The sequence below is a fragment of the Candidatus Gillettellia adelgis genome (genome assembly GCA_020541285.1).
In the GTDB taxonomy this organism is placed as follows: Bacteria; Pseudomonadota; Gammaproteobacteria; order Enterobacterales; family Enterobacteriaceae; genus Gillettellia; species Gillettellia adelgis.
Map to the genome: position 1 here is coordinate 189,959 of CP047043.1, position 14,341 is coordinate 204,299.

Sequence of the window (14,341 nt, forward strand, 5' to 3'; positions counted from 1 at the left end):
CATATTATTAGCGCATACTCACTCTGTTGTATACACATAGTTGATCATAAAGAGTGATCAACATTAGCATTAATATAGAAGGCGGTAACCACGCTAGCCCCTGCTCAGTTAGTGGTAAGTGATTCATCCAATTTGGAAAACAGTCATGAATCGCAAAGGCTTTCATGCCATCAATGATACCAAACAATAAGCTGGTCAACATTACTAACGCGATAGTACGTCCTGCGTCTTGCCACCAGCGTACAGTGAAGCTTAATAGCACTAACACAATACAAGGTGGGTACATTGCTGTTAATACTGGTATAGAAATCTGAATCAGATGACTCAGTCCAAGATTAGAAAGGATCATCGATAATAACCCTAAAATAAATACCAGCGTTTTATAAGAGAACGGTAAGTATTGAGCGAAAAACTCAGCGCAGGCACATATTAATCCCACAGCAGTTACTATACAAGAAATCAAGATTAAAGCTGCTAAAAATGCACTACCTAATCTGCCGAAAGTATTTTGCACGTAAGCATATAGAATGACAGTGCCATTTTTAGCTTCAGGCATTAGAACTCCACTACCCGCCCCTAGATTAAATAAGCTTAGGTACACTAGCGTTAAGCCTATACAGGCTATGAGTCCGGCTAAGATAGTATAACGCATTAGCAAGGTCGCATCTTTCACACCCCTAGAACGTGCGGCGTTGACGATAACAATGCTAAAAACAAGAGCACCCAAGGTATCCATGGTTAAATAACCATTAATAAAACCACGGGAAAACGCCATTGTCTGGTACGCATGTGTCGCGGGGATGGGCAAACCTGCCGGCCAAAAGAGTGCTGCAATACCAAGAATTCCAAGGGCTAAAATTTTTAATGGTGCTAATACATGACCAATAATATCAATTAAGCGACCTGGATATAAGGAAATAGCTATCACCACTATAAAATACATTAAGTTATAAATGAATAAGGAGGCATTACTATGACTAATAATCGGGGCAATACCTATATCAAAAGACACAGCAGCTGTACGTGGGATGGCAAATAATGGACCGACTGTTAGATAACAGCAGGTTGCTAATAGTAAGCCCGCCGTCTGACCAATTGGTTCACTCAACGCTTCCATGCTACCTCCAACACGCGCTAGTGCAATCACGGTGATAATCGGTAGACCTACACCTGTAATTAGGAAACCTAACGCAGAAATCCAGACATGTTCGCCAGATTGCAAACCAACTATTGGTGGGAATATAATATTCCCAGCGCCAACGAATAAAGCAAAGGTCATAAAACCTAATGCCACAATATCTTTTAACGTTAAATGATGAGTCATGATCAGTGATATTGCCTGTTTAAATGAAAGATGCTTATTAGTTTAGTAACAAACTGCTAATAAATTTAGCAGTTTTCTGTTGTATCACTATAGTAAATAATAAATAACATGTAACTTCAGTATTGCGTCTTTACTGTATAAGAGTTGCGAAGTGTGATGAATAAAATTTCAGAATTTTCTATTTTTATTATGATGTACGTTAATTTTATTTCGTGTATCTCAGCTACTTACAAGTAGCATGTTAGAATATATAAAACTTATCTGTAAAATTTAAGTGATGATAGAGCGGAATTACTTTGTATCTTGGTAAAGAATCCTTACCCTGTCGAGATCTTTTTTATGATGTGCAGTGTAATAAATATAAAGCAGATGCTAAATCTAGCAATTTAAGGAATAATCATAGTATTCATACTATCTTGAAAGATATATATTCGATTATTTTAGACGCTGCAGTAAACAAGTGTAAGTTAGTTTAGTATATCTTTCTGATATTATAAGAGTCAATCGAATAATTTATTACAGGTATAAATATTAATGTTATTTTTCTCTTTCTTAGATATTTAATAGATTAATTACGTATAAATAGGTTAATTACGTATAATATGTAAGATTTTCAATCCACGCAATCTATCTAGGTACAAAACAATCTAGGGGTTCGCTATTACCTAACTTACTCATCATATCATATTCGCAGTGATGATCTAATAGAGTAACTTGCAACATGTTCTTGTGATAGTGTATTTATTATTAATAACGTAGCGCCAGCCAATGCCAAAAAATGTTATGATTTTTCCCTATTAACATTAATACACTTATAGCTGATTAGCAAGTTGATCTAGGGGGTTTGTAAAAAGGTGTGGTGTTATACACTATAGGAAATAGTTTGGATAATTCAGGAATTTCCTATACCTCAACAACGCTTGTTCTTCTAGAACGGGTATTACAGCGGGCATTTTGACCGAATGATATGGAGCATGCTCAAAGAAAGGTGTTTCGGTGTGTACAAATTTCACTATGGATAGAGTTGTCTGCCTAAACTTTTAACATATTATAAGGGTTTTTGTAATAACATTCATTATGACTTTATTTTTATATCAAAGTGGCTGACTGTATTAAAACAGTGTTAATAGCATCTTTTAGACTAAAAGATTCGCTAATGATTTTATTAAAAATTGTTGTACACACCGTGAGTAGCACACTCAAAATCCTTTACATTAGTATCAATTATAACACAGTCTGAGTCAACTTATAATGCGACTACCTTACGATAATCTTGATTGAAGAAGTGATAATGTTTCCATAAGATAAAGTCTATCGTCTTTGTAGAGTGCATTAAAGTACTATAATTAATACTAATATATAAAGAATTTTTAGGTGTTTATAATCAACCAAATATTACCGGATGTATCTTCGAAAGGAAAATGTATCATGGAATACTTAAGTCCAAAATACTTGCACGCTACGTATCTCTAGTACACTCATATTAGTGCCTTGCTTTATGAGGAGTTTAATATCAGCAATTGGAATGCCATAAATCGTTCCATTATTAGCATGTTTTATAGTAGTAATTAGCATAGTAGTAAGTATATATAGCATAGTGGTTAGTTATAAAATTACGATGCCGCTGAATGACGCTAGCTGATTCACGCAGTAGGTTTAATGCATTCAATAAAGTCTTTTCTGTCTTGCTAACTCTTTGATTTACCAAAATATAGTAGCTATTTGGCATAAATACTAACATTCAATAAGTTAAGCGATACAATTAGGAAAATATCAGAATGATCACTATCTTAATATTTGTTGTATTATTTTTAGCATTACTTCCTTGTCAGTAGTTTATGTAGGTGTTACGTACTCGTGCATTGGAGGCAGATGTTAGTGTTGTTGGGTTAAGGTTGTATAACCAGTTATCTAGTTAACTATTAATAGCTTGTTCGATACACTTGCATGCCTGAGCGCGATCAAAGCGGTTGCTTGATCCTGTAGTAGTATTAAGTAATGAGCAATATGTAGAGGTAACAAATCAGCAGGTTGATAGTATATAACAAAATTAGTCCATACGTTAGCCCGATCCATCCTTGCAAGGCTAAACGTAAAAACGCTTGTCTGTTGATTGATTTTGATTTTTTTTATTATTTATTATAGAATAGTAATCAACAGATAAAACGTAAGGGTATGATCTGGTTAGGTCATAATGTATCTAGACTATAACTCAGCAATGCGGGTTATCGAATATAGGCAGCATAATTATATAGGGTTAGAGTCTTCCTTTCTACCTGGTTTATTCGAGCGCTTAGTGTCTTGTATACTATAGATAATGACAGCAGTTATCTTTGATAACTGATGCTACTTTTAGTGGGATAAACGCTAAACGCCACTCTGTCACTCATGTCGCTGCTATTTCATATTGCTATCAATGTACACTAGTTTTAAAAAACTAACTCCTTTGTTGAATATTTTTGTAATAGCCTCAGCTGTAATATCGCCAAAACAGAGTGTTATTCATTGGGTAGATTTTACTCAATCAGCTTGAGTAGTGCAATAAATTATTGTATAATCTGCGTATTGCCTACTACTATCAATACATCATAACATATTAATCTAAATAGTATTTAAAGTTATATAGCTTTAGTAACACTGAGATCCGGTTATATAAAGCATTTTAATCAGTGTTATCGTAATATTGACACCTACGCCTAGATCATGCTCGCTAAATAGCGAGCTACAAGACACGTTAGTTTGTCTCACTCGATTTGTAGTACTTTGCCAACAAAATCCTGCCTATCGGCTTGCGTACTATACTTATGAAAGAGTTTAATGGTTTCAGACACCTTGTAAGATGTGAATTAATAGAAGCATAAATAGTGCTAATATATTCATATTAAAAATTTAACTGCACCAATACTATTATAGTGCAGTTAAAATAAATAACATTGTCAATTATAATTTACTGACATGCTTATTAAAGCATCTTGGTCAGGATACTTACAAGTCGACTAGACTAGATAATTATAGCTATTCGGGTCTCACACTATTAGCTTGCCAATTTTGACAGAAGATCAATAGAACAGATAATGTCGTAGAATTCTATTAACAATAGCAACTGAGTATTCTAGAAACCTAAGTCACCGCGGTACTACCGGCCAGACTACGCATCTTCTGTCCACGATATATGCTGCTATAGTTAATAATAAAAACGCTTTGCAGATACTCTGGATTCTAAATAACATTAGATAATTTATTAGGTTATATTTTTCTACCAAATGAAAAAATTCGCTAACATGGTATGTTTTTTAGAGACCATGAAAAACCAAAAATTAATAGCTTTCTGTAATTATGCTCCTACGTTCTTTCTGTAGTTGAGTAATATTATCCCATTAAGAACATCAGAAACCTATGGAATGTTGTGCTTGGTAGCGTGTATTAATTGTGCGAAAAAATGTTTTCTTCTGTATTGAGAAAATTTTCTTTTGACAGAAGACTTTTATCTTGATCATTGGACGTCACCGTGGCTGCATCTTGTTTGGTACAGGCTTTCTGCGCTAGTGATGGATTAATTGGCCGTTTGACTGCAATCCCTAGTTTTCGGAAAGCTTCTGTTTGACTAATTAAATTACCACGACCACTACTTAATTTATTTATTGCTTGCTGATAGCTATCGTGAGCTTTTTCTAGGTTTTTCCCTAGTGCAGATATGTCATCGACAAATAGACGCATCTTGTCATATAGTTTGGCTGCTCGATCTGCGATATTTTTAGAGTTCTGACTCTGATGTTCATAGCGCCATAGATTAGTAGTTATACGCAGAGCTACTAGCAGTGTTGTTGGACTTACCAAAATAATATTATTTTTAAGAGCTTCATTAATTAGCTCAGGATCATGATTCAGTGCCAGCAGAAATGCTGGTTCAAGAGGGATAAACAGTAGCACATAATCTAGTGATCGCAAACCGGGTAACTGCTGATAATCTTTTTTTCCTAATAGGCGGATGTGACTACGTAATGATAGGATATGCTCATTGAGTAAAGTTTCGCGCTGCGTTTCATCGTCACTGTTAAAATAACGCTCATAAGCAATTAAGGATACCTTTGCATCAATCACCACATCCTTACCTTGAGGTAAGTGGATGATTATATCTGGTTGCATTCGGTTCTGGTGGTCTAAGAGTATATTAACTTGGGTATGATATTCATGTCCTTCGCGCAAACCGGAAGATTCTAGAATACGATTTAGTACTACTTCACCCCAATTACCCTGAGTTTTATTGCTTCCCTTTAATGCCTTTGTAAGGTTAATGGCTTCAAGTGCCATTTTGGCATTTAACTGTTGTAAATTATGTATTTCATGTGTCAACGTATGCCGTTCACGTGCTTCCTGACTAAAACTGTCTTGCACTTGTCGGCGAAAACCGTCCAGTTGTTCACGTAATGGTAATAGCAGTTGGTCTAGGCTTTTTTTATTTTGTTCATCTACCTTGCGCCCGCTATATTCGAAAATCCGATTAGCCAGGTTTTCAAACTGCGTAGTCAGACGCTGTTCGCTGGTAATCAGAAGACGTTGTTTTTCTTCTGAAGCCATGCGGGTTTCTTCTAATTGAATAGAAACTGCTTGCAGTTCACCTTTTTGAGCGCTGTTAATTTCACGCTGAGCCTGTAGTTCTTGATTGATCGACTTATATGCGTTACGCCAATGATTAAGTTGTTGCAGTTTTTCTCGTGCAGTAGATAGTTGATCATGCAAATTATGAAGCTCCATCTCGTTCTGATATATTTTTTCCTCGTGATGCCGTAATGTTTCCTGACGCGAAATAGCTGTTTCTTGCGCACGTTGTAACGTTTGCGCTAGTAAACGCATCTCAAGTTCATACCTAGCATTAGCTTTTTGTGCTCGTAAGCTAGCGATTAGCCACCCAAGAAATAATAACAACACTATCCCAATGATCTCATAAATCAGACTGTTATACACTGCGTCTCCTATGTAATCTTACATGTTGGGTTCGATATATCACTTTCTATAATGTTTAGAAGTACTAGATAGATGCCCGGTATTTTACTTGCAAACAAGGTGCATAGTAACAAAGTATAATCTTCAGGCTATAAATTGTGCATATATCAAATTTTATACTAGTCGTAATCATTGAATGTGTAAATTTTTCAGGGTTTAATAAACCTTCTTTCTACAATTTCTCTTGTTATTCACACAGGCTATTTTTAAAAAATCATTTAGTAACTAATCTATTTTATCTTTTTAATATTTTGTAACTCGCGTTATTCAGGGTTGATAACTTTAATCATTAAAAACTTTTGATTATCTTGTGAACAAGCGTTATTGTACGGCTATGCAATCAAAATGCACTGTTTAGCAGGTAACATAGCTAACATTTCTAAAGAAGAAGATAGCGTAAAAGAAAAAATTATGATTGTATAAACTCGTTCTGGTCGCCGCTTAAAGCGAGTGTCTGGCATGTGTTGAAGCCGATTGACTTTTCTTGGTTCTCTATATATCCGTATCTTAATGAGTACTCGGGTAATATCGTGTTTTATGCGATCATCAGAGTTCAGAAATAGCATTTGTAAATAACATCACTATTTATAAAATTTTATAAAATATTGCATTGGGGTAAAAGAAACAATAACTCTATTTTCTTTATTTGTGGTATGTGTCAAAGACATGGAAGAATTAACTTATGCGATATAATGCAACAATTGTTACAGAGAAATTAAAGAGCAGGACTCAAACGATAAAACCTCACAGTTCTACTAATCTCATAACATATAAGGTTAGTTCATCTGGAATAGCAGATGTACTGGTTTCATAGAAATCATCAAAGTATGCAGACATTAGTAAAGAAGGCTATGTGCACTCTTTCCTATGTTTTTAGTTTTGTGTAATAGTAAAACGACTAACATAGTGTATAAGAAAATTAGTAATAATTATTGCTATGTTATATTTCAGGTGTTCCGAAAAATATACTCTGTTCTTCTAGGTATATTTTAAAGCATGCAGTGCATCGCGGTTGCATAAGATTATTACTTATGCACAAAGGTTATAGTATATAACTGCAAGTTAATGGGTTAGATTACGAATCTAGTTTCGATTTCAGGAAACATAACAGATTTCTAGGCGCTATACACTAGTAAGCAGCTAGGTTCAAACGAACCATTATAGACGAATGTAGTTTAAATGTTTAAGTGTAGACGTTCTAGTATTGTATAAAATAAGTTATAAACCCTCACATGAGACAAAAAATTCTTATCTAATAGATTATTTATTGTCATGAATCCTTGATACTCATAAAGTGCATAAAGATCAATTATAGCATTAATTCAGTGTTTAATCAATGAGTTAAAGAATATTATTCTTACAATTACCTTTGGTTTTACTAGTAAACGTCACAAGGATTTTGATGTGCTAAAACGGCTAGCTAATAAAACTTGACAGCGTATGATAGAATTTTATATCTATAAGATCATTGTAAGAGTGATTTTGCCGTACTAGTTCTTTAAAACCATTTAATATCCAGTCAGTAGACATTGAAGATATTCTCAGTAGACATTGAAGATATTCATAAAACCAATGATTACCCGGTGCTCCTACAATATAAGTTAATAGACTCCTCAATGATTGCATATACATTCCAATACTATTGTTTAAAAATATATTCTGGCTGATGATTTGTTAGCATTACCTGATTAAAGTTTTTCAAAATGTTCTTCTGAGGTTTTTGATAAATCATTTGGCTGCGTGCGCAATAGCATTCGCATGATAAATAATTATCAATATATAAACATTAATTTTCGCTAATGTAGTATGGTAAAGTGTTAGTAATAGTTTGTAAAGACACTTCTATCATCACTTTTCTTTATGATGTACTAAGAAGATAGTATCACTTTACAATAGTAAATTTTTTCTATATTATTTGCGAGCTCAATAATACGACGAGAATCGTGTTAGTAATGCGACAAGATAAGTGATCGGAAGAAATCTAGTATTCCTATAACATAACACCTATCATAGGTGATTAATATATGATGATCCTATTAAATAATAATTGACATTTTGTTAGATATTTATAGAAATATAGGGTTTTTACATCCAGAAATAGTATACGTACATCTAAAGATACAACTGACCTACTCGCAAGTGAATATTCGTGTCAGTAGATTATAAGCTATATAGATTGCTTTTGTATTATCTTTAAAATGACTCATCTCTTGACGACAACATCTGTATAATTCATGCAGGTTACTGTTTGTAGTATGTACATATAATCGAGCAACGTGATTTTCATGGCGGCCATTCTTGATCCGGCAGTTCGTGGATCTAGCTGACTAGTCAATTAGTCGTTGATAGCTAACTTACTGTAATCGCTAACATTAGTGAGTCGTTGATATTATGAATGAGGTAGGATGTTTTATGATAGTTATACACATGTCAAATAGTTAACTTAGATTAAAATTATTAATATATTGAGCGAGTTTGAGATTCGCGGCATCGCTTTATTGAGATTCCATTTTATTTTTTTGTATTTTTATGAAATTCATGCACAATTATTCATATTTCCATAATACTCTAATAAAAAACCTAGATTTTCTATAAATAGTATATAATGAAGCAGTCATCATTAAACTGCAATTACTCTAGAATTATCGTATCATTCTGCGATTTTCTTTGTATTTTATTAAGTTTTTGAATAGTCTATAAACGGATTTTTGTTAACATTCGTCCGAGACATTTTTTTATGATACCTTACCCTATTTTACTAATTCCTAGTATTGCATATCATAGATTGTCGCTTTGATAACTATAATAAATAATACTAGAATTATCACATCCACCACTGAGCAAACGCAATTTATAAAACAGACAGCATTGGCGCAATGGAGTGAGAGGCTACGTTGTTTTTTAATGCGATAAAACTATTATATTCTTCATAGAAAAGGTAATAAAATATATTGGGTAAGCTCAAAGGTATTGATATTGTCCTGTTGCAATTTGGTATCAATAAATTTTCTGCATCATATACGGACTAGTTTATTACTAGAATATTGTAGGATGCTTAGCTATTAATATTTCTACCGTTTGTAGCTCGTCAGCACGTTAAAAGTCGACGATATCATAGTGTTAGAAAGTACGTTATCACGACGCTGACATTACCGCTTTCTATGTACTAGGATAGATATCGAGTTGTCTAGCGGAATTTATAGCTGATGCCCATTAATTGCTGTAGCAGAGCTACAGTATTAAATACTTAAATATGAATGCATTACATGGTTTGATTTTCAGCGGTGATGTGTTTATTGACAGAGCAGAATCACTGAAGTATTGTAGGTTACCTTTTGAGATAGTATATTGGTTTAAAAAAAATTCTGGGGTGATTGATTATGTTTGTCATGTATTTGGTTCGTCGTTTGTACTAGTACGTTCAATGTCCGATACTGACAATAGTAACCCTTAGATTAACGTTGATGAGCTTATTATAACAGAAAACAATAATCTACGATAATACGTCATATGATGCAGATGATTTTAACGCAGTATGGTTAACGGCAGAATAATCGGCTTGTATCGATAGACTAGTAGGTAAAAAATTTTCTAAGATTTTTTAGCAAGCTACTAATAAAAGATATACTGATGTTATCAGAAACAGTCAAATACTAAATGAGGCACCACAGCTACAAGTAATTTTAGAATTTGGGTTGATTACTACAAAACGTGAGCCTTCTAGTCCTTCAATATAGTCTACCCGTCCTCCTATAAGATATTGCAGACTCATTGAATCGATTATCAGCGCCACACCTTTCCTCTTAATGGTTAGATCGCCATCGTTAATTTTATCATCAAATGTGAAGCCATACTGAAATCCGCTACAGCCACCACCAGTAATGTAAGTTCGTAACTTTAGGTTCTGGTTTTTTTCATAGGAGAGTAGTAATTTTAGTTGATTTGCGGCTGCCTCGGTAAAGTGTACAGGTACTACAGTTTTATCATTCATGTTCTTTTCTTCTCTCCTCGTGCAGTATGAAATACCGAAATTATATCTGGCATAATAGAAGTTATGAGCAGCTTCCAGTAAAATAATAAATCAATCGGGCAGTAATATACCGAATTATGTAATTCGGTTATGGCTGAGGTGCATAAATGCAGTGTATTGATCGTTGATAATTTTAAACTAACTATTAACTAGAATCAGCAGGGATATCCTATAACATAGAAAATACAATCTTATAAGTATAAATAACCGATTAATAATGTTGATTTTTCTGTTAAATTCTGCATTTAATAGTAAAATCTATAAATGTTATACATATTAGTTATGATAGCAGGATCTTTTGGGATATCTCATTAAGCAATGTCGACTAAGTCACGATCTTCAAAATAAGCAATTAATAACCGATTACAGTATGATATTGATCGATAAGATACTGTAACTTGCGATTAACAAGGTTATGTATATATATCTACTAAATGCATATTCAACTGCACCATACATACAGTAGTCATATAGTGCATTGAAGTAGAGCATTATTAACATTAGATATATCTAAATGACTCATATGCACCAGTACAACATTGTTTTTATAACACTAGATTTGCTTTGATATACGTTTCAAACAAGCTTGTTTTCTAGAGGATCTACACTTATCCGAGACGAACGCTAAGTGCGATTATTTAGCAAATAAGTATCATTCAAAGGTACTAATCACAAAATAGCTCTTTGAATACCTATAATACTTATGCATATATAACGCTAGTAGCATGTCATAACGTTATATATTGACTGTGTTTAAATTTTTTTCTTTAATTATCTTATTTTGCTTAAGTAGCGAAATAGTATCTGATTGTGAGGATGAGTAATTTTATCGACTTTTCGTAACTAGTGTTCTTTAGAATATAATGGTTATAAAAGGACTCTACTGCGATTGGGCGCTAAAACCTATTTTAGTGCTAGTACTTATTCTATTAGTTTTCTAAAGAAACAATTTATAAAGCTACTATCTTAGTAGATACTTCTTTAATTCATACGAAGTATAATGCGATCACACCACAGTAATTAATGAAGATTCTATACCAAAAAATTCTGAAGAAACTTAATGATTCATAAGATAGCAATATTTATTGCGATACTATCAAACTATATGCCGGGCAGAAAGATGTAACCGCTGCTATCACAGATAGCATGAGCAGACAGTATATGATCATATAAAACTTATTTCTTAGTGTATGAAGATTAGAGTTGTAACTTAATTACTCAGGTGTTGAGTAAGCTTCAGTATTCGTATAAAATTATAATAGTTAATACCAACAGAATATCTCTAACTATCGTCTAAATATGAAAAAATTAAAAAAATCATCTACGTTAACTATAATTTTAAATAATTTATTAATACTTAATAAGTGATTTTCTACCCGCTGTACGAGCCAGCATAGCGCTGGTTGATAGGCAATAAGGTATCGCATCTATATTTGACGGCTACAATACGAATATCTCACTACATTGGAATGGTTGTAGATGTAAAACGCTTTAGTGGCCTCTATAAATATAGAGCAGACATAATTATAGATATTTATAAAAGCTTATATAAAGCTACAAGTAGTAATCAGGATCCTATCCTGCGCTTTAATAGGATTAATGTAATATAAAATGTTAAGGTTACTATATAGCTGATATGGTTGTGAGAGAAAAGCCTATATGATAAATTATCGGCAATTTATTTATCTTCACATCAAGGAAAAACAAACTAAAATTATATAACTAGCACAATTTTGACATGCATGTAAGAGGTGCGCGAATGCAATGTCACTTGTATTATTAATATTAAGGAAATTATTTAATATAATAGATAGTGCGTGCTGTTTCCTATAGAAACAGGTGTCTATAATTAAAAGTAGTCAAACTATAAGAAATAATAATGATTTTTATATCTTATTTGTTGTTTTTTAAAATTTATATAAGGATTCTAGTACACAGTACAAATCTAACAAATATTCAACCATAAACAATTACTGCTTTATTATACCAAAGATATTTAGGGAGAATATATTACATTTCTTAAATATAGAGTAGAGACTTAACGGAAAGCTATTGTGTAAGATTAACGCTCGCTGCTATACTATATATTCAGGCATATGATTTTCATTGAAAAGAGGTATGTATTAGGTAAAATACAAATAGACGCTGTCGTTTAATTTTATAAAATAAGCATGCATGAAGAAGATTAGTATTGATATAATAGTCGGATAAGCATTTTAGTAGCCAAAACAAGATAAGTTCTAATTATAAGTTATGAAAACGTTTATTCAAGTAAAATCCATTATCATTAATTATATTATGCAGGCGTATTTTACCATGAAATGCTAAGAATATAATGGAGGATGCGCATTGCATGAATGAGGCGTTTTTATAAAAAGTTAGATAAATTAATTAGTATAAATGAATTTCTACACTCATGCTTGTGTATGATTAATGTTTACATTATAAACGTAAGGATACTGATCATCACTTATATTATTGCGTTAACTGGAGGCATTGGTAGTGGTAAATCAACTGTAAGTAATGCCTTTGCGCATCAAGGTTTAGCAGTTGTCGATGCTGACGTAATTGCTCGACACGTTGTCAAACCAGGCACTATAGCTTTAACTAAGATTTCTGCATATTTTGGTAATCAAATCTTGCTTGCGAGTGGTTCATTAAATCGTATAGCGTTACGTCAGAGAATCTTCAGTTTTCCTGAAGATAAAATTTGGCTTAATCAATTATTACATCCTTTAATTGTTCAAGAAAGCCAGCGTCAATTAGCGGCAGCCAACAGTTCTTATGCTCTTTGGGTAGTGCCGTTGTTAGTAGAAAATAGCTTACAATCTCTTGCTAATCGGGTTTTAGTGATTGATGTAAACATAAACGCTCAATTAGTGAGAACCATGGCGCGTGACGCTATTAGCTGTCAGCAAGTGCACGATATCCTTGTCACGCAAGCTACGCGAGAGAAGCGTTTGACTATTGCAGATGATATTATCGATAATAATGTTAGTGTTATAGAGGTAAAAAAATCGGTTGATGTACTACATCAACGCTACCTTAAACTAGCGGCATTAGCGCCAAAATAGGATTACACTGCATGAGTGATGTTTCTCCAAGCGTACTCTTTGAGTATCCGCTAAATGAAAAAATGCGTACTTGGTTACGTATTGAGTTCTTATTACAGCAGTTGCACGGAGAGCAATCCTTAACGGTAACACCTATTGCTCTGACTTTTTTCCGCACTCTATCTGATTTGCTAGACATCTTAGAACGTGGTGAGGTACGCGCTGAACTTCTTAAAGAGTTAGAGCGTCAGCAACAGAAATTGTTAGCCTGGGTCGATGTGCCGGGTGTCGATATGTCGTTAATCGATCATTTATGCAGTCAACTTAAAACACGTTCTGCAGCATTGATAGCAGCACCACGTCTTGGTCAAGCATTGCGCGAAGATCGATTAATTAGCCTTGTGCGCCAGAGGCTCAGTATTCCAGGTGGTTGTTGCAGTTTTGATTTACCTACTTTACATATGTGGATGCATGCATCTCAAAAGGATCGTGATGTCAATGTAGCTCACTGGTTACAAACACTCGCACCGCTAAATCAAGCACTAACTATGGTGTTAGCTTTAATTCGAAAAACAGGATCTTTTCGTAATCAAATCAGCCTTAATGGTTTTTTTCGGGGTAATGCTGAAGGAGCGGATTTGCTGCACTTAAGTATCAAGTTGGCACAACAACTCTATCCACAGATATCTGGTCATAAAACCCGCTATGCCATTCGTTTTTTACCCTTAGATAGTGCACACGGTATAGTACCGGAACGCTTAGCGTTTGAATTAGCTTATTGCTGAATATATTTGAATCGATTGGGTTTTTTAAAAGACGAGCACATAGCATAACCCCGAGAAAAATATCCCTAAGTAATTCTAGTGAATTAGACAAAATGTATTTTTTAATTGAAACATGATAATATGATTGCTTGAGAATTCTTTATAT

The 14,341-nt window shown here is 33.6% G+C and carries 6 protein-coding genes; 2 read left to right on the plus strand and 4 right to left on the minus strand.

The window, feature by feature from the left end; all coding sequences use genetic code 11:
* Window positions 1–7: 7 nt before the first annotated feature.
* From brnQ to erpA, 4 genes are all read right to left on the minus strand, one after another.
* On the minus strand, window positions 8–1,324 hold the full coding sequence (gene brnQ, locus GIY03_RS00380) for a branched-chain amino acid transport system II carrier protein (protein WP_457913754.1): 1,317 nt from the start codon (window positions 1,322–1,324) through the stop codon (window positions 8–10).
* Window positions 1,325–2,761: 1,437 nt separating this feature from the next.
* The gene (locus GIY03_RS00385) at window positions 2,762–2,920 is read right to left on the minus strand and encodes a hypothetical protein (protein WP_457913755.1); all 159 of its coding nucleotides are present in this window, start codon (window positions 2,918–2,920) and stop codon (window positions 2,762–2,764) included.
* 1,827 nt (window positions 2,921–4,747) lie between these two features.
* Window positions 4,748–6,289, minus strand: coding sequence for a DNA recombination protein RmuC (rmuC, locus tag GIY03_RS00390; RefSeq protein ID WP_457913756.1), 1,542 nt, complete (start codon window positions 6,287–6,289; stop codon window positions 4,748–4,750).
* Window positions 6,290–9,974: 3,685 nt separating this feature from the next.
* Window positions 9,975–10,319: an iron-sulfur cluster insertion protein ErpA gene (erpA, locus tag GIY03_RS00395; RefSeq protein ID WP_457913757.1), complete on the minus strand. Its 345-nt coding sequence runs from the start codon at window positions 10,317–10,319 to the stop codon at window positions 9,975–9,977.
* Window positions 10,320–12,823: 2,504 nt separating this feature from the next.
* Between erpA and coaE the strand changes: the two genes are divergently transcribed.
* Together coaE and zapD are read left to right on the plus strand one after the other, a co-directional pair.
* Complete coding sequence (gene coaE, locus GIY03_RS00400; protein ID WP_457913999.1) at window positions 12,824–13,432, plus strand: dephospho-CoA kinase; 609 nt, start codon at window positions 12,824–12,826, stop codon at window positions 13,430–13,432.
* Window positions 13,433–13,443: 11 nt separating this feature from the next.
* Entirely contained in the window at window positions 13,444–14,196 is a 753-nt protein-coding gene (gene zapD / locus GIY03_RS00405) for a cell division protein ZapD (RefSeq protein ID WP_457913758.1), read from the plus strand.
* Window positions 14,197–14,341 lie beyond the last annotated feature (145 nt).